Origin of the sequence: Mitsuaria sp. 7, assembly GCF_001653795.1 — a bacterium.
Classification (GTDB): domain Bacteria; phylum Pseudomonadota; class Gammaproteobacteria; order Burkholderiales; family Burkholderiaceae_C; genus Roseateles.
This window is the reverse complement of sequence record NZ_CP011514.1, coordinates 4,862,939-4,880,088: the sequence shown is the minus strand read 5'-3', so window position 1 is coordinate 4,880,088 and position 17,150 is coordinate 4,862,939. Positions and strand designations below refer to the sequence as shown.

12 protein-coding genes are annotated in these 17,150 nt (G+C 70.5%); 9 read left to right on the top strand and 3 right to left on the bottom strand.

All coding sequences use genetic code 11. The features are described 5' to 3' along the window. Window positions 1-18 precede the first annotated feature (18 nt). Both ABE85_RS21445 and ABE85_RS21440 read right to left on the bottom strand, forming a co-directional pair. Window positions 19-2,604: a TonB-dependent receptor gene (locus ABE85_RS21445; RefSeq protein WP_067279422.1), complete on the bottom strand. Its 2,586-nt coding sequence runs from the start codon at window positions 2,602-2,604 to the stop codon at window positions 19-21. A gap of 154 nt (window positions 2,605-2,758) precedes the next feature. Next, window positions 2,759-4,207 carry a glycosyl hydrolase family 28-related protein gene (locus ABE85_RS21440; protein WP_067279418.1) on the bottom strand — a complete coding sequence of 483 codons (1,449 nt, stop codon included), beginning with the start codon at window positions 4,205-4,207 and terminating at the stop codon, window positions 2,759-2,761. 249 nt (window positions 4,208-4,456) lie between these two features. Between ABE85_RS21440 and ABE85_RS21435 the strand changes: the two genes are divergently transcribed. From ABE85_RS21435 to ABE85_RS21415, 5 genes are all read left to right on the top strand, one after another. After that, window positions 4,457-5,401: a diguanylate cyclase domain-containing protein gene (locus ABE85_RS21435; RefSeq protein WP_067279415.1), complete on the top strand. Its 945-nt coding sequence runs from the start codon at window positions 4,457-4,459 to the stop codon at window positions 5,399-5,401. After that, complete coding sequence (locus ABE85_RS21430; RefSeq protein ID WP_197507105.1) at window positions 5,398-6,507, top strand: AraC family transcriptional regulator; 1,110 nt, start codon at window positions 5,398-5,400, stop codon at window positions 6,505-6,507. Before ABE85_RS21435 ends, ABE85_RS21430 begins: the two co-directional genes overlap by 4 nt. Before the next feature lie 79 nt (window positions 6,508-6,586). Beyond that, window positions 6,587-7,414, top strand: coding sequence for an AraC family ligand binding domain-containing protein (locus tag ABE85_RS21425; protein WP_067279412.1), 828 nt, complete (start codon window positions 6,587-6,589; stop codon window positions 7,412-7,414). 21 nt (window positions 7,415-7,435) lie between these two features. Beyond that, window positions 7,436-8,422 (top strand): DMT family transporter, encoded by a 987-nt coding sequence (locus tag ABE85_RS21420; RefSeq protein ID WP_067279409.1) that lies wholly within the window; start codon window positions 7,436-7,438, stop codon window positions 8,420-8,422. Next, complete coding sequence (locus tag ABE85_RS21415) at window positions 8,419-9,486, top strand: alpha/beta hydrolase (protein ID WP_067279405.1); 1,068 nt, start codon at window positions 8,419-8,421, stop codon at window positions 9,484-9,486. The genes ABE85_RS21420 and ABE85_RS21415 overlap by 4 nt, the downstream gene beginning before the upstream one ends. 7 nt (window positions 9,487-9,493) lie before the next feature. Here the strand turns inward: ABE85_RS21415 and ABE85_RS21410 are convergent, their stop codons facing one another. Beyond that, complete coding sequence (locus ABE85_RS21410; RefSeq protein ID WP_067279402.1) at window positions 9,494-10,966, bottom strand: PLP-dependent aminotransferase family protein; 1,473 nt, start codon at window positions 10,964-10,966, stop codon at window positions 9,494-9,496. A gap of 152 nt (window positions 10,967-11,118) precedes the next feature. Between ABE85_RS21410 and ABE85_RS21405 the strand changes: the two genes are divergently transcribed. The 4 genes from ABE85_RS21405 (at window position 11,119) to ABE85_RS21385 (ending at window position 17,101) form a co-directional block, all read left to right on the top strand. Next, the gene (locus ABE85_RS21405; RefSeq protein ID WP_067279398.1) at window positions 11,119-11,454 is read left to right on the top strand and encodes a DUF2917 domain-containing protein; all 336 of its coding nucleotides are present in this window, start codon (window positions 11,119-11,121) and stop codon (window positions 11,452-11,454) included. A 119-nt stretch (window positions 11,455-11,573) separates the two neighbouring features. Then, entirely contained in the window at window positions 11,574-13,220 is a 1,647-nt protein-coding gene (locus tag ABE85_RS21400) for a S41 family peptidase (protein WP_067279395.1), read from the top strand. 168 nt (window positions 13,221-13,388) lie between these two features. Further along, complete coding sequence (locus ABE85_RS21390) at window positions 13,389-15,302, top strand: S41 family peptidase (RefSeq protein ID WP_082938829.1); 1,914 nt, start codon at window positions 13,389-13,391, stop codon at window positions 15,300-15,302. A 122-nt stretch (window positions 15,303-15,424) separates the two neighbouring features. Continuing rightward, window positions 15,425-17,101 (top strand): S41 family peptidase, encoded by a 1,677-nt coding sequence (locus tag ABE85_RS21385; protein ID WP_082938828.1) that lies wholly within the window; start codon window positions 15,425-15,427, stop codon window positions 17,099-17,101. Window positions 17,102-17,150: the final 49 nt, after the last annotated feature.

The following is a 17,150-nucleotide window of genomic DNA, read 5'->3' as shown; positions in this document are numbered from 1 at the left end:
TCATCCTGTGCCGCCGCCTCAGAACATCGCCAGCTTCAGGCTGAGCTTGTAGGCGCGGCCGTACTGCTCGTACTGGGTGTTGAAGGCCTTGCTGCCCTGGTACACGTAGTAGCGCTCATTGCCGATGTTCAGCGCCTCGAACTGGAGCTGCAGCTGCTTGGTGAGCTGCACGCGCATCGACGCGTCGACCTGGTTCTGCGTGTCGACCTTGCGGTCCTGGCGGGCGTCCAGCACGTCGCCGACTTCGAGCAGGTAGGGCGACTTGTGGTTCAGCGCGACGCGCGCGCCGAAGGCCGGCGACTCCCAGCCCAGGCTCAGGTTGACGCTGCGGTCGGACTGGCTCGGCAGCGCGATGCGGCGGCTGACGAACTGGCCCCCGTCGTAACCGCCGATGGTCGCGCGCGACTTCACGAAGCTGCCGTTCGCGCCGATCACCAGGCCGTTCCACGGCGCGGGCAGCGTGCTCAGCGCCTGGCTCCAGGAGAGCTCCACGCCGCGCACCGTCGCGTCGCCGCCGTTGGCGAAGGCCTCGACGTGGCTGAAGTCCTCCCAGCCCGGCGTGCCCGCCAGATCGGTCTGGAACGCGAAGTCGCGGATCTTCTTGTGGAACACGTAGGCCGACATCGCGCCGTCGCGGCCCAGGCGCTGCTCCAGGCCCAGGTCCAGGTTGCGCGCGCGCAGCGGCTTGAGCAGCGGATTGCCGATGGTGGCCTCGTCGCCGTCCACGGTCACGCCGGGGCTCAACTGACCGAAGGCCGGCCGCACCACCGAGTGCGTCAGCGCCGCGCGCAGCACCAGGCCCTCGTTCAGCGTCTGGCGCAGCAGCACGGCCGGCAGCCAGTGGCGCGAGCGCGTCTCCTCATGCACCGGGCTCAGCACGCCGTCCTTCCACGCGGTGCCGTCGGCGGCGAAGCGCACCCGCTCGTGGCGCACGCCGACCAGCCATTGCGTGCCGCCGCTTTCCAGCGTCGCCTGCAGGTAGCCGGCGTCGGTGCGCTCCTTCATGCCGTAGTCGTTGACGGTGGAATCGACCGCGTCGCGGAACGCGTTCAGGTCGTAGCCGCCGTACAGGCCGTGCAGCTTGTCGAAGTCGATGCCGGGGCCGAACGAGGTCCACGGGTAGTCGACCGGGCCGCCGCCGACGAAGTTGCCCAGTCCGAGCTGCGCGTTGCCCAGGCTGTACGGCGCCTTCTTCAATACCTTGGCGCTGGGGGCGTAGGTCTCCTGCTCGTTGTCCTTGTCGCGGCGCGTCGCCTTCAGGCCGGTCTTGAGGTCGAGGTCCCAGCCGCCGAGGTCGAACTCGCGCTGCACGTCCGCCTTCAGGTGGCGCACGCGGTCGGTGGCGTCGCTCTTCTCGATCTTGGCCTTGTTGAAGGCATACCGCGACGGGTCGTTCAGGCCGGTGGCGGTCGTGGGCATCGGCTTGACGGTGTCCGTGTAGCCCAGGCCGGAGAAGTCCGCCGTGAACGAGGACGAGGCCAGCGTGTCGGGCTTGTTCTCGCTGGCGCGGCCGGCGCCGGCTTCGGCCCAGAACTTCCAGTCGCCGCGCGAGAGCTCGGTGCCCAGCACCACCGCGCTGGACTTGTTGATCTCCTTGCGCGCCTTCAGGCCACGGCTGACGGTGCCGTCGCCGGTTTCCCCGGGCGCCTGCGCTTCGTCGAACTCGACGGCGATCGACTGGCGCGTCTCCCGGTCGGTGAACTTGCTGGTGAAGCTGCGCAGGTAGAACAGCGACGTGTCGTCGGGCTTGAAGTCGAGGTTCAACGCGGCGCCGACGCGCTCGCGGGTGATGCTGTAGCGGCGCAGCTCGAAGCTGTTGAGCTTGTCGCCGTCCCAGTCGCCGCCGGTCTCGACGTTGTCGCTGGCGAAGCGGCGCTGGTCGCCTGACAGCGCCACCGCCACGCCCAGCGTGCCGCCGGCGAAGCGGTCGGCGAAGGCCACCGAGCCGCGCGGCTTGGTCTTGCCCGCGTTGGCGTCGTAGTTGCCGCCGAGCTCCATCGTGAAGAGCCGGCCCGGCTGGTCGAAGGCGCTCAGCGTGCGCACGGTCACCGTGCCGCCGAGCGAGTTGGCGTCCTGGTCCGGGGTCAGCGTCTTCTGGACTTCGAGCGAGCGGATCAGGCCGGCCGGCACCAGGTCCAGGCCCGGCGCGCGGCGGTCGGATTCGGAGGCGGGCGTCAGCGCGCCGTTGATGTTCACGGCGTTGTAGTCGGGGCCCAGGCCGCGGACGCGGATGAAGCGGCCCTCGCCCTGGTCGCGCTCGACGGACACGCCCGGCATGCGGGCCAGCGCCTCGGCGGCGTTGTTGTCGGGCAACTGGCCGATGCCGTCGGCGTGCACGACGTTGACGACGCCCGTCGCGGCCGCCTGCTTGTCCAGCGCGGAGCGCAGCGCCGCGGCCTGTCCGACGGTGACGACGGTCTCGAGCTGCTTCGCTTCCGGCCTCGCGTCCTTGGCGTCCTTCTTCGCTTCGGCCTTGGAATCGGCCCTGGATTCAGGCTTGGCGTTGGTCCTGGCATCGCCGGCCTGCTGCGCCAGCGCCGGTGCGGCGGCGAAGAGGCTGGACAGGCACAGGGCGAGCAGGGTGGGGCGGGGAGGCGTGCGCATGGTGGGAGGTCGGTGAGTCACGGATGGCGACGCACGTTAGGAACCGCCGATGGCGGGTCCGTGACAGCGCGGGATTCTCGCCACCCCGACGTGCACGCGGCTCCAGGACGCCGCCTCCGATGAGCCGTTCCGACCCCCTTGTGGCGGGTGCGCGTCAGAAGATCCTTTTCACCGTGCGCTGGACCCAGTGGCTCAGGCGCTTGAGCAAGGAGGGTTTGCTCTCCGGGACCGGCGGAGGCGATGCGGTGTTGCCCATATCGCCCGAGGAGATGCCGGGGCCATCGATGCTCGGCGGCTGCGTCGGCTGCGTCGGCCGTACGGCAGGCGGCGTCACCCTGTCCGCGCGGTTGTCCAGGCCCGGTGCGGACGGCGCGGTCCCCGGCGGGGGCGCCAGTTCACGCAGGTTGCAGGTCTTCGCCGGCTTGAAGCCGGGATGTCTCACGTTGCCCCTTCCGCCGAATGTCCGCCCTGGCTGGCGCGGAATCGGGGCATCGATCATGCATCGCGAGGGGTCCACGCTCCAGAAGCGGTTGTTGATGAAGAGCAGGTCATCGACGGTCGTGCTGAGCGTGGCGTCGTCGCTGACGGACTGGGTGACGGACTGGGTGACGGACACGACAGCGCCGGCCAGGCCATTCCCAGTCACGGAGGTGCGCTTGGTCGGACGTTTCCCCGCGGGGTCGGGCACGAACTGCAGCGGGGTTCGCTCCAGCGTGTTCGCGGTGATCCGGGTGTCCTGAGGCGCCTCGATCACCAGTGGCAGTGCGGCGGTCGCAGCGTGCCCCTCGACGGCGAAACGGTTGCCCGTCAGCGTCAGGTCCTGGACGTTCGTCAACTTGGCCACCTGACGTTCGGGGCCGACGTCGTTGAGGTGCGTGCCGGTCATCACGATGTCGTTCCGGGTGATCTGCGCGCCGCGGGAGCCGTGGATATGAAGGGCGATGGTGAAGTGGCCCCGGGGTTGCGCCGCGCCGGGCACCGCGTTGTTGGCGGCGGCGAGCTGCGTCATCTGTTCGGCGAGCTTGCGCGTGCGGGCATCGTCGAGCACCGGATCCTTCACCCACGCGGGAAGACCGGGCTTGTCGCTCCCGAGCAGATTGCCCGAGATGACCGCGCCGTGACCGCCGTAGTCGGCGATGCCCCGGCCCTCGTGCCCCGGCTCGCGCCACAGCACGTTGCCGATGATCTGGTCCGCGCCGTGGGTCCAGATCTGCGGATCGTCGGACGCCGTGTTGCGCAACCCGTTGTAGCGGGCCACGCTGGTGCTGTCATGCGTGAAGTTGATGGTGATGTTGTCCAGGACCAGGCCCTCGACCAGGATGTTCTTCGCGCTGTGGACGGTCTGATCGATGGAGGACGTCTTCCGGTCCGGGTTGACGAAATGCGTGAGTCCGGAGGGATGTCCCACCAGCACGTTGCCGCTGCGCAGCTGGAGGTGCCCCCTGACGATGTAGCGGCCCTTGGGGAAGTACAGGCCGGTCTGGCTGTTGGTCAGACTTGCCAGCGCGGTACGGATGTTGTCGCCCTGGTCGGATCCGGAATCTGCGATCACGCCCTCATGGAGCGCGCACACCACCTTGTAAGGCGCTTCGAGCGTCGGCATGTCGTCATTGCCGCACTTCGTCGCAGGCAGGGGGCGCGACACGGCAAAAGCCGTCAGTGGCAGCAGCAGCAGCGCGGCGGCGATCGAGGGAAGCGAATCGGCATGGCGTCCTTCAGTCGATGTGGCGGACCACGGGAGGACGCTCAGTGGCTTGCCGCGAACGTTCGTGAGCCGAAACGACCCCGCCCCGCCGTGTGACAGCGCCTGTCACACACGCCGCCTAGCATCGCGCGCCATGAAAGTCGCCTCATGAAAGTCGTGCTGCCCCGTCCACCGCTGGTGCTCGCGCCGGTCGCGGGCTCGCGCCATTTCGGCCATGCGCTGCTGCTGGCGATGGCGGGCATCACCTGGGCCTTCGGCTACTGGGCCGTGGCCAAGCCGACCTCGATCTGGCGCTGGATCGACATCGTCAGCGAGACCTCCATCGTCGCGATGCTGGCGCTGTGGCTGGTGCAGCTGCGCGCGAGCCGGCCCGCGGGCCGCGTCACGACCTGGCTGTGCCTGGGTCTGTCGGGGATGCTGCTGGGCGGCTGGGCCGACCTGATGGACGAGTTCTGGAAATTCCCGCGCGAGTTCACGCTGCTGATGGGCATGGAGTCGAGCTTCCACGTCGTCGGCATGGTGGGGCTGACCTTCGGCCTGCACCTGTGGCGGCAGGAACAGCTCGCGCTGAACGCGCTGCGCGCCGGGCGCGAGCGCGGTTATCGCGAACACACGCAGATCGACGGCCTGACGCAGCTGGGCGACGGCGCCTATCTGCTGGATCAGATCCGCCGGCAGCAAGACCTGGCACGGGCGTCGACGACGACGTCGGCGAGCCCGATGACGGCAGGCGCGATGACGACGGGCACGACGCTGGTGATGCTGGGCTGGCAGGACCTGCCGGCGCTCGCGCGCCAGCACGGCATCGCCGAAGCCGACCGCCTGCTGCAGGCGACCGGGCCGCTGCTGCTGCTGCAGTTGCGCGGCGGCGACCTGCTGTGCCGCTACGCGGCCGACCGCTTCGTGGCGCTGCTGCCGGACGCCGACTCGGCCTTGCCGGGCGACCTGCTGGCGGCCTTGTCCTCGCATGTGCATCCGTGCGCCGACGGACGCACGCGGGCTCGGTTGAGCGCCCGCATGGCCAGCGCCGCGCTGGACGCGCACGAGGACGCCGAGGCGCAGTTGCTGCGCCTGCTGGAGCGGCTGCGGTGAGCCTGGACGCCGATCCTGCGAACTCTGCGGACCCTGCGGACGCCGCCGCCGCCTTCGGCGTGGCCGCCGTGGCCGACGACGCGTTGTCCGCGTTGCGTCAGGCCTTGCCGGCACGCGCCGTGCCGCACCACGGGGCGGACCGCGCCTTCATCCCGTGGGCGTACCAGGGCGCGTTGCTGGCCGAGTTCGCCCGCAGTCGCGGGTTCGAACCGCAGGAATGGCTGGGTCGTTGCGGCGTGCTGCCGGGGCAGGTGCTGTCGCCTCGCCAACTGCTGTCGATGCTGGCCGCGCTGCAGCCGCTGGCGCGCGACGTCGGTTTCGTCGTCGGCCAGCTGAGCCTGCCGGGGCATTACGGCCTCGCCAGCCAGGCGATGCAGCAGGCCGGCGATCTGCGCCAGGCGCTGCGCGTGCTGTGCGACTGGCCGGCCCGACTGTCGCCGCTGCTCACGCCCCGGCTGGTCGAGACCGCGGACGAACTGCTGCTCGTCTGGACCGAGTCCTGCGGCGCGCCGGCCAGTCTTCAGCCCTTGCTCGTGGACATGCAGATGAGCGCCGTCGTCGCGATGGCGCAATGGCTGGGCGGCGGGCAGGCGCTGCCGTGGTCCTTCAGCTTCAACCGCACGCGCCCCCGCGAGCTGTCGCAGCACGCGACCTACCTCGGCGCCGATCTGCGCTTCGGTTGCCAGGTGGATGCGATGCGACTGCCGCTGGCGGCGGCGACCGCCGCCTGGCCCGCGGCGGTCCCGGGCCGTCCGGCGATGGCGGCCGGCGCGCTGGCGCAGGGCGCGGATCCCGAGGCCGCCTCCCGCGGCCAGCTCGCGGCGCTGTACGACCACCTGCTCGCCGAAGTCGGCGGCGATCCGTCGCTGGAGCACAGCGCGCGGCGTTTCGGCGTCAGCCCGGCGACGCTCAAGCGCCAGCTGGCCCAGCTCGGCACGCACCACCAGGCGCAACTGGACCAGGTGCGCGCGCATGCCGCGCTCTACCTGATGCTGCTGCGCGGCCAGCGCGGAGAGGCCGTGGCGCGCTCGCTGGGCTTCACAGACAAGAGCAACTTCCGGCGCTCGTTCAAGCGCTGGACGGGAATGACGCCCGGTCTGCTCTGAGCGCCGCCGCTCGCGGACTTTCGAAGCTGCGAAGGCTGGCGCCCGCGCGTGGTGCCGGGCGCCGCATAGACTCGGCCTCATGCCCACGGCGTTCGAACATCCCGAGGATCAGGCCCAGTACCGCCGCCCCGCGCATCGCGCGGGCGTCGAGCTGTACCACGCCCACATCCTGCGCCACAGCTTCGAGCCGCACACGCACGAGGCCTACGGCCTGGGCGCGATCACGGACGGCGTCGGGCGCTTCCGCTGGCGCGGCGGCGAGCACCTGGCCCCCCGCGCCACGCTGATGCTCATGAACCCCGAGGACATCCACACCGGTGAGGCCGCGACCTCGGATGCGTGGGGCTACCGGATGGTCTATCTGGACGAGGACGTGCTGGCCGGCTTGTATGGCGGTCCGGCCTGGCGCTTCAACGCCGCCGTCGCGCACGATGCCGAGGCGGCCACGCGCGCCGCCGGGCTGATCGCCGCGCTGTGGCACGCGCGGGAGCCGCTCGCCTTCGACAGCGCCCTGCTGGACCTGGTCCAGGGCCTGAGCCGCCACGCGCACCGCGCGGCGGTCCGCCCCGACGGCGCGGCGCCGCGCTTCGCGCCGGTGATCGAGCACATGCGCGCCCACCTCGACGAGGCGATGGACACCGCCCGCCTGGCCGCCGTCGCGGGCCTGAGCCCCTTCCACTTCCTGCGCAGCTTCAAGGCGCAGCACCATGCGACGCCGCAACAGGCGCTGATGGCGCTGCGGCTCAACGAGGCCAAGCGGCAGCTCGCCGCCGGACAGGCGCCCGCGCAGGTCGCGGCCGCCGTCGGACTCACCGACCAGGCGCACCTGACGCGCGGCTTCGCGCGCCGCTACGGCGTGACGCCGGCGCGCTACCAGCAGCAACTCGGTACAAGACGCCGGCCCTGACGCGCGGCGACACTGCGCCGCATGCTGTCCGGATTCCTGTTCGCGCTCGCCGCCGGCCTGATGTGGGGCCTGGTGTTCGTCACGCCCCTGCTGCTGCCCGACTACCCCGCCGCCATGCTGATGGCCGGCCGCTACCTGGCGTTCGGCCTGCTGGCGGTGCCGCTGGCGGCCATCGACTGGCGGGAGCTGAAGCGCCTCACCCGCGCCGACTGGGTCGCCGCGGTGAAGCTCAGCGCGATCGGCAACTTCCTCTACTACCTGACGCTGGCCGCCGCCATCCAGCGCGCCGGCGGACCGCTGCCGACGATGATCATCGGCACCTTGCCCGTGGTCATCGCCGTGTGCTCCAACCATCGCAACGCCGCGCGCGACGGCCACTACCGCTGGCGAGACCTGGCCCCGGCGCTGCTGCTGATCGCGCTGGGCATCGCCTGCGTCAACCAGGTCGAGCAGGCCGCGGTCGCGCCGCAGCAACTGGGGCGTTATCTGCAGGGCGCGGGCCTGGCGCTCATCGCGCTGGCCTGCTGGACCTGGTACCCCATCCGCAATGCCGACTGGCTGCGCGCGCATGCCGATCGCAACCCCCGCGCCTGGGCCACGGCGCAGGGGCTGGTGACGCTGCCGATGGCGATGCTCGCCTTCGTCGTGCTCGCGGTCGCCGACGGCACCGGGCTCCCGGTCCTGCCCGCGGGCTTCGATTTCCCGACCGGGCCGCGGCTGTGGCCCTTCGTCGGTCTGATGGCCGCCGTCGGGCTGTTCGCGTCCTGGCTCGGCACGCTGTGCTGGAACGAGGCCAGCCAGCGCCTGCCCACCACGCTGGTCGGCCAGTTGATCGTCTTCGAGACGCTGGCCGCGCTCGCCTACTCGCAGTGGCATCGCGGCGAGTGGCCGCCGCTGATGGGCGTCGCCGGGGTCGTGCTGCTGGTCGGCGGCGTATGCTGGGCATTGCGCCTCAAGCCGGTGCCGCCCTCGGGGCGGGAACGGCATCTGCCCGCTTCGTCGCCATGAATTTCCTGCCTCACGATCCCGCCCGCCGCGCGCTCCTGACGCGTGCTTCCGTCCTGACCGCCACGAGCACTTTCGGTGCTGCCTTCGGCGCCGTCGCCGCGTTCCCCGCGCGTGCGCAGAGCGCTCCGGCGTCAGTACCGGCTTCGACGCCCGATGCCGTGCCCGCGCCGACGCCCGGCGTCCAGCAGGGCGTCTGGCGCGACCAGTCCCGCCTGCGCGACATCCCGTGGCGCCTGCGCCTGCCGGAAGGCGACCGGCCGATGGCGCTGGTGGTGTTCTCGCACGGCCTGGGCGGCAGCCTCGACGGCGGCACCGAATGGGCGCAGGCCTGGGCCGAGGCCGGCATCGCGACGCTGCATCTGCAGCACGCCGGCAGCGACCGCGCGATCTGGGGCGGCGGCCTGCAGGCGGTGAAGGCGGCCGCGAGCGCCGAGCAGTTGATCGAACGCGGGCACGACGTGCAGTTCGCCGTCGGGCAGCTGCTGAAACTGCAGAAGGACGGCAGCGGCCCGTGGGCCCGCGTGTCGCCCAAGGCGCTCGGCATGTCGGGACATTCGTTCGGCGCCCAGACGACGCTGGCGGTCGCGGGACGCGACTTCCAGGTGCGTGGCGCGCCGGACCTGACGGACTCGCACTTCAAGGCCTTCGCCGCGTTCAGTCCGTCGGCGGGGCACTTCCCGGGGGGCATCAAGGGCATCACGCGTCCGATGCTGTGCCTGACGGGCAGCCTCGACGGCAATCCCATCGGCCAGGAGCGCGACGGCCGTTACCGCCGCGTCGTCTATGACAGGCTGCCGGCCGGCGCGAAGGCGCAGCTGTGGCTCGAAGGCGCCGATCACATGAGCTTCGGCGGTGGCGGGGAGCGCGGCGCGGGCTTCGGGCAACGGCTGATCGGTCGTGAGCGCGAGCGCGCGCCGGAGAAGCTTGCCGCGCACCACGCGGCGCTCATCAAGTCCGTTAGCACCGACTGGTGGCGCTGGCGCCTGCTCGAGGATGAGGAAGCCCTCACGCGCCTGAAGTCGCCCAAGGGCCTGAGCGCAGGCGACGAATGGCTCCAGGGATGAGCCGTCGCTAGGCGGCGAGTTCGTCGCCGGAGGCGTCAGGGGCGTTCGAAGGGGCCATCAGCAGCGCCTTCGCCAAGGCGCCGATGCGCCGCAGCGCGCGCGGGTGCGCTTCGCCCCACTGGCCGCCGACGCCCAGCCGCACGCAGTTCCGGAAGCGCGGGCTGGCCGAGAACATCATCCCCGGCGCGATCACGATGTGCTCCGCGAGGCAGGCCTCGTACAGCAGCGCGGTGTCGAGCCCGTCCGGCAGTTCCACCCACAGGATGAAGCCGCCGGCGGGATCGGACACGCGCGTGCCCTTCGGGAAGCTCTCCGCGATCATCTGGCGCGCCTGGTCCACGCGCGTCGCGATCGCCGCCCGCAGATGGCGCAGCGCGGCGCCGCCGCCCGCCTGGGTGAGCAGGTCGGCCAGCGCCAGCTCCAGCACGCTGGTCTGCCCGCCCGACTGCACCGCCTTGGTCCGCCGCAACACCTGGCCCCAGCGGCCCGCCTCGACCCAGCCCAGCCGCAGCCCGGGCGCGATCGTCTTGGAGAACGAGCCGCAGATCATCACGTGACCCGTCGTGTCGAAGGACTTCACCGCGCGGCGCTTGTCCTCCTGCTCGGACAGGTCGTTGTAGAGCACGTCCTCGATCAGCGCCACGTCGTGCCGCGCCAGCATCGCCGCCAGCCGGCGGCGCTCGGGCACCGGCATCGAGGCGCCCAGCGGATTCGACAGCGTCGGCACCGTCAGCACCGCCTTCACCTGCTGGGTCTCGAAGGCCAGCTGCAACGCGTCCAGCGACAGGCCGTGCCGCGGATGCGTGGGGATCTCCAGCGCGCGCAGGTGCAGGCTCTGCAGGATCTCCAGGAAGCCGTAGTAGGTCGGCGATTCGAGCGCCACCACGTCGCCGGGCTTGCACACCGTGCGCAGGCACAGGCTGATCGCCTCCATGCAGCTGTTGGTGAGGACGACCTCGTCCGGATCGAGCACGCACCCGAGTCCCAGCGCATGCCGCGCGACCGCGCGTCGCGCCTCCTCCATGCCGGGGCCGAGCGGGTAGGTGCACAGCAGGTCGCGATGGCGCATCACCGCGCGCGCCATGGCGCGGCGGACGCGGTCCTGGTCGAACAGCTCCGGACCGGGACAGGCCGCGCCGAAGGAAACGAAGGACGGGTCCTGCGACAGCGCCATCACCTGCACGCCCAGCTGGTCCAGCTGCACCATGCGCGACGAGGTGTCGGGCCGCGAGACCCGCGGTTCCGGCAGCCGCGGCGGGCGCGCCGCGACGAAGTAGCCGGAGCGCGGCCGGGCTTCGATCAGCCGCGCGTCCTCCAGCCACCGGTAGGCCTGGACGGCCGTCGACAGCGACACGCCGTGCTGGCCCGCCAGCTCCCGCACCGACGGCAGACGCTCGCCGCGCTTCAAGGTGCCCGAGCGGATCGACCGGGCCATCCGGTCGGCGAGTTGCATGTACAGCGGTAACAGCGGCGCGTCCATGCGTCGATTCTGTGTGTTCCAGCCCGGCGCCGACCGATACAGATGAGCGGAAAGCCGGCCAGCACAGGGCCCGTCCGTGCGCGGGCTGTATGCCTCGCATCGGTCGTCGCCTGTGGATGGAGCGCGACAGCCGGTTTTTTTATCGTGACGGCATGCAACCGCTCCGCCTGCTCCCCCCGTCGTTCCGGCTCCGGTCCCAGCCCCAGGGCTGGTCCGCGCCGGCGTTCGTCCCCCCCGGTCCCGGACCGGACGCCGTCGTGCTGCCGACCGACGGCCGTCCGATCTCGCTGCGCCTGCGACGCCCCGTGCGGCTGCGGGTCTTCGGCGGTCGGGCCTGGATCACGCGCGTCGGCTGGCCCGACGATCACTGGCTGGAACCCGGCCAGACCCTGGACCTGCCGGCGCCCGCGGGCTGGTCCGGCGGGCAGGTCTTCATCAGTGGCGAGGGCGCGTCACTCGTCACCCTGAAGGCGGAGACGCTCGACTAAGTACGCGGCCTGTCCCGGTTTTTCGCTATAACTCGGCCCTCGAAGGTTTCCCGATGACATCGAGGCGATGTCAGCGGGCACACAAAGACACGGGACCGAAGTCCCATGAGGGAGTTGCGATGAATCGATCCGCGATGTGGCGGGTGGCGCGTCTGGCCGTGGCCGGCGCCGTCGGAGTGATGCTGCTGAGCGCCTGCGGCGGCGGCGGCGGTGCCAGCGGCACGCCGCTGAACGGCAGCAACAATGGCAGCAACGGGGGCGGCGGTGGCAACAACGGCGGGAACACCGGCGGCGAGGGAGCGATCCAGCCCAGCGCCAGCTACGCCCAGCAATGCGCGCCGGGCAACACGGAGGCCGCGGCCAACCAGCGGACCGGCTCGCTGTCCACCGAGAAGAGCTGGATCCGCGCCTACCTCGACGAGGCCTACCTGTGGCGCGAGGACGTGCCGGCGATCAACGCCTCGGCCGCCGCGTACAGCGGCAGCGACGTCAAGACCGCGCTGAACGCCTACTTCGAGGACCTGCTGTCGCCGGCGCTCACCGCCAGCGGCAAGCGCAAGGACCAGTTCAGCTTCGTGATGAGCACGCGCGAGTGGAATGCGCTGTCGCAGGGCGGCGTGGAAGTCGGCTACGGCATCGAGTGGTCGATGAAGTCGCCGACGCCGCCGCGCGGCCTGCGCGTCGCGTTCGTCGAGCCGGGCAGCGTCGCCGATGTGGCGGGCGTGCGCCGCGGCGACACGCTGGTGACCGCGGACGGCGCGGCGGCGGATGTGGCCGACGCGGCCGGCGTGAACACGCTCAACGCGGCGCTCTTCCCCGACGCCGCCGGCGCTAGCCACCGCCTGGTGCTGACGTCCAACGCGGGCCTGCCGCGCGACGTCACGCTGGCTGCGGGCAACGTCACCAAGACGCCGGTGCCGACCAGCCAGGTGCTCACCGCCACCGACGGCGCGAAGGTGGGCTACATGGTCTTCAACGACCACATCCTGACCGCGGAAGCGCAACTGATCACCGCGATGCGCAGCTTCAGCGCCAACGGCGTGAGCGACCTGGTCGTGGACCTGCGCTACAACGGCGGCGGCTACCTGTTCATCGCCAGCGAGCTGGCGTACATGATCGCGGGCGGCACGGCGACCTCGGGCAAGACCTTCGAGCAGCTGCGCTACAACAGCAAGCGCACGTCGGAAACCAACAGCGCGGACTCGAAGACCCCGTTCTACAGCGAGTCCTGCCTGCTCTCGGGCAACAACTGCAGCTCCCAGCAGCCGCTGCCGGCGTTGAACCTGAAGCGCGTGTTCGTGCTGGCGCAGTCGGGCACCTGCTCGGCCAGCGAGGCGCTGATCAACGGTCTGCGCGGCGTCGACGTCGAGGTCGTGCTGGTCGGCGGCACCACCTGCGGCAAGCCCTACGGGTTCACCGCCAAGGACAACTGCGGCTACAGCTACTTCCCGATCGAATTCGTCGGAACCAACAACAAGGGCTTCGGCGAGTACGCGGACGGTTTCGTGCCGGCAGGCGCGGGCGCGACGGGGGTCAAGGGCTGCCAGGTGGCGGACGACTTCAACCACGCACTCGGCGATACCAGCGAGGCGATGCTGGCCGCGGCGCTGCAGTACCGCGCCAATGGCACCTGTCCCGCGGCAGTGCCGTCGGAGGCAGGGCGCGCGCGTGCGTTGGGCATGCGGGCGACGGGCGAGGACGCCGTCGCGCTGAGCCTCAGGAAGCTGGCGGCGCGCAGCAACCGGATCGTCGGCGGACGGCCCTGATCCGTCGATACGCGCGTTCATTGCGCACCGGAAAGCCGCTCCCTGGAGCGGCTTTTTCGTTGTCGCGTGCGCCGGTTTGTTGCGCAGTGCAACGGAACCCCGGGAGTGGCCCGCTGACAAAGTCGTCTTCTCCCACAAAGGCCGCCGAGATGAGCGGCGACAACCGAGATGACGAAGAAAACCTGGATCGAGCGCGCGATGAGGCGCGCATCGGTCGTCGCGATGTGCGCCGCGTGCGTCACGTTGTTGCAGGCCTGCCATGACACAGGCGAGGAGGTGGCCGCCGTGGCGGGGGCCGACGGCAAGGAGGGCCCCGCCGGCCCGTCCGGCAAGGACGGACTGGATGGCAAGGACGGACTGGATGGAAAAGACGGCAAGGACGGTGCGCCCGGGCCACGTGGGCTGCCTGGCGCCACCGGCCCGTCCGGACCGACTGGAGAGGACGGCAAGGACGGGTTGAACGGCGAGGACGGTCCCTCAGGCGAACCAGGCGAACCAGGCGAACGTGGCGAACGTGGCGAACGTGGCGAACGTGGCGAACGCGGCGAACGCGGCGAACCGGGCGCTCCAGGTCCGGAGGGCGTCCCGGGCCGTCCGGGCCTGGCAGGACCCCGTGGCCCGGCGGGCGCGGATGGCAGGGACGGCGTGGACGCCGGTCGCGTGCTGAATCGCGCCTTCCAGCACAGCTCGGTCCACGCGGACCAGTGCGATCCGGCGAACGCGGAGGCGGACGCCGCCCAGCACATCGGCAGTCTGGCGATCGAGCGGAACTGGGTGCGTTCGCTCATGGACGAGGTCTACCTCTGGCGCCAGGACGTGCCGCATGTCGATGTCGGCGCCTTCGACGACGGCGTCGCCGTGTCGAAGGCCTTGTCGGCCTATCTTGGCGCCCTGCGTTCGCCGGCGTTCAAACCCGGCGGCGAACGCCGGGATGACTACACCCAGGTCGTTCCCACATCCGCGTTCAAGGCCTTCATGAGCGGCGCGGAGGTGCCCGGGTTCGGCATCGAATGGACCATGGGATCGCACACACCGCCCAGGAACATCCGGGTGGCTTACGTCCAGCCGGGCAGCGAGGCGGAACAGCAAGGGGTCAAACGGGGCGACGTGCTGCTTTCCGCTGCTGCCGTCGAGCCCGGGGTCGCCGACGAGGACCTGACAGCGGACCGGGCTGCGTCGATATTTCCGCGCGACAAGGGGACGAAGCACACGTTCCGACTGGAGGCGAAGGACGGGACTTCATCGAAGGTCGTGCAGCTGACCAGCGGCCTCGCCAGACAACCCGTGCCGTTGGCCACCGCCGTCGAGGTTGACGGGACAAAGGTCGGCTATCTGATCTTCCGGGAGCACAACACGCAGGCGATCGCCGAGCTCGCCACGGCCATCCACCACTACAACGAATCGCAGATCGACGAGTTGGTCATCGACCTGCGTTTCAATCAGGGCGGTGACTTGTCCGTCGCCAGCCAACTGGCCTACATGATTGCCGGTGGCTGGCGGACTGAGGGCCGGGTCTTCGCGACACTCCAGGACAACGATCTGAACAAGGCCGAACTGCCGTTCCTTCGGTGCACCGATGCGAGCCAGCGTTGTGCGGAGAAGGCGTCGCTGCCCACGATCGAGCACCTCGATCGTGTGTACGTTCTGACCCAGGCCGCCACTTGCGCGGCCAGCGAGGCCCTGATCAACGGCTTGCGAGGCGTCGGCATGGAAGTCGTGCAGATCGGGGGCACCACCTGTGGGCGGCCCGTGGCGGCCAGTCCCAGGCACAACTGCGGCCACACCGTCCTGCCGCTGGACCACGTGATGGCCAACGACCAGGGATTCGCAGGTTACGGCGAAGGGTTCGTGCCGGGAGGGTCAGGCCTGAACGGCATTCCGGGATGCCTGGTCGAGGACGACCTCCAGCATGAACTCGGCTTCGCCCAGGAAGTTCTGCTGGCCGCGGCATTGACCCATGTCTCCACGGGCCGTTGTCCGGCGCAGGCGTCATCGGGAGGAGCGCGACCCAGGAGCGCGGCTCCGCAAGCGCCGTGGCGCGATCCGCTGCGCGGCGGCGCGATCATCACGGCGCCGCGTTGAAAGCCGACTGATGTGGCATCCGCCGGACGCCGCGCGATGGGTGTCCGGTGGAACCTTCGCGCTCGTCGAACGACCAATCGCTTCTCTCACGGAACGTCGGTCGATCCGGCGGAAGGTTGCGAATGAAGACGAGAAGGTTCGAGGATGCGTTGCTCTGGACGGCCATGACCGCCATGGGCGTGCTGTGCGCGATGGGGCTGCAAGCTTGCCACGAGACGACGGATCACCCGGCATCGCCGGATGAGTTCGTGGCCAGGGATGGGCGTGACGGACGGGACGGACGTGACGGCAAAGATGGGCGCGACGGCAATGATGGACGCGACGGGATCAACGTCGGTCCGGATGTCCACCGGAGCCTGCAGCCCAGCCTGATCGAGGCGAACCAGTGTGCGCCTGAGAACGCGGAGGCGGAGGCGCAGCAGCGGACCGGCAGCCTGGACATCGAGAAGCGATGGATCCGGTCCCGCATGGACGAGGTCTATCTCTGGCGGCGGGACGTACCGGACGTCGACGCCGGAGCGCCCGAATACAGTGGGCCGGACGTGCCCCGGGCGCTGAACGCCTATTTCAACGCGCTGCGCTCCCAGGCCTTCACAGCGAGCGGGAAGCGACGCGATGCCTACAGCTACATGACCACGGTGCGGGCACTGGTGGCCTCCACCTATGGCCAAGAGCAGCCCGGGTTCGGCATCGAATGGGCCATGGCGTCGTCCAGGCCGCCGCGCGGGATCCGCGTGGCGTACGTTCAACCCGGGAGCGAGGCGGCCCGGCTTGGCATCCAGCGCGGAGACGCGCTGGTCAGCGCTGACGGCATCCCCGCGGATGCGTCGGCGGAAGACGACGCGAACGCCTTGGCGGCCTCCTTGTTTCCGCGCCGCATCGGCACCCGGCACGCCTGGGTGCTGCGTTCGGGGACGGGACCGGACCGGGCGGTCGCCCTGGCCAGCGGGTTCACCAGGACACCCGTTCCGATTCGCCGCGTACTCCCCGCCGCCGACGGCCGCTCCGTCGGATATCTGCTTTTCGTCGATCACAGCGTGCCCGCAGCGGCCGCGCTGAGCGAGGCGATGAAGGACTTCCGGGAGAAGGGGGTCACCGATCTGGTCATCGACCTGCGTTACAACGGCGGCGGGCTGACCGTGATCGCGAGCCAGCTGGCCTACATGGTGGCCGGCGACGCACGCACGGCCGGCAAGGCATTCGTGCGTCTGCAGGATAACCAGCCCGGTTCGTCCGAGTCGGATCCCTTTGAACGGCAGCGCTGCATCGTCGGGATGGAGGATTGCGCATCCGACGAACGGCTGCCCACCCTGCAGCTGGAGCGCGTGTTCATCCTGACACAGCAGGGCACCTGCTCGGCCAGCGAGATGCTGATCAACGGCCTGCGCGGGATCGACGTGGCGGTGGTCCAGATCGGCGGCGTGACCTGCGGCAAGCCCTACGGTTTCACGCCGCAGGTCAACTGTGGCCATGCCTACCTGCCGACGCGCGTGGCCGTCAGCAATGAGCTCGGCTTCGGAGGCTACGGCGACGGTTTCACGCCGGGCGGCAGCGGCGGCGCGGGCGTCCCGGGCTGTGCGGTGGCGGACGATCTCGAACACCCGCTCGGCGACGTGTCGGAGGGGCAACTCGCCGCGGCGCTGCACTACCGGGCCGAGGGGCGATGTCCACTGCCGGTGGTCTCGGCGGCCACAACGGACGCGGCGGCGCCCGGTGCAGCACGTGGGACCAAGGCCGCGGTCTTGCAGCCGTGGCGCGATCCGCTGCGGGAGAACGCGCACCTCATCCCACGCCGTTGAGCCGCCGAGACGGTGTTGACGCGGTGTTGCGGCGCAGTGCGACCGCACT

What these genes read in the sequence shown, in the direction of transcription:
- ABE85_RS21420 (WP_067279409.1), top strand. Translation starts at nt 7,436, where the DNA reads ATGCTGTCCGGATTCCTGTTCGCGCTCGCCGCCGGCCTGATGTGGGGC.
- ABE85_RS21405 (WP_067279398.1), top strand. Translation starts at nt 11,119, where the DNA reads ATGCAACCGCTCCGCCTGCTCCCCCCGTCGTTCCGGCTCCGGTCCCAG.
- ABE85_RS21415 (WP_067279405.1), top strand. Translation starts at nt 8,419, where the DNA reads ATGAATTTCCTGCCTCACGATCCCGCCCGCCGCGCGCTCCTGACGCGT.
- ABE85_RS21385 (WP_082938828.1), top strand. Translation starts at nt 15,425, where the DNA reads ATGAAGACGAGAAGGTTCGAGGATGCGTTGCTCTGGACGGCCATGACC.
- ABE85_RS21425 (WP_067279412.1), top strand. Translation starts at nt 6,587, where the DNA reads ATGCCCACGGCGTTCGAACATCCCGAGGATCAGGCCCAGTACCGCCGC.
- ABE85_RS21435 (WP_067279415.1), top strand. Translation starts at nt 4,457, where the DNA reads ATGAAAGTCGTGCTGCCCCGTCCACCGCTGGTGCTCGCGCCGGTCGCG.
- ABE85_RS21390 (WP_082938829.1), top strand. Translation starts at nt 13,389, where the DNA reads ATGACGAAGAAAACCTGGATCGAGCGCGCGATGAGGCGCGCATCGGTC.
- ABE85_RS21445 (WP_067279422.1), bottom strand. Translation starts at nt 2,604, where the DNA reads ATGCGCACGCCTCCCCGCCCCACCCTGCTCGCCCTGTGCCTGTCCAGC.
- ABE85_RS21440 (WP_067279418.1), bottom strand. Translation starts at nt 4,207, where the DNA reads ATGCCGACGCTCGAAGCGCCTTACAAGGTGGTGTGCGCGCTCCATGAG.
- ABE85_RS21410 (WP_067279402.1), bottom strand. Translation starts at nt 10,966, where the DNA reads ATGGACGCGCCGCTGTTACCGCTGTACATGCAACTCGCCGACCGGATG.
- ABE85_RS21400 (WP_067279395.1), top strand. Translation starts at nt 11,574, where the DNA reads ATGAATCGATCCGCGATGTGGCGGGTGGCGCGTCTGGCCGTGGCCGGC.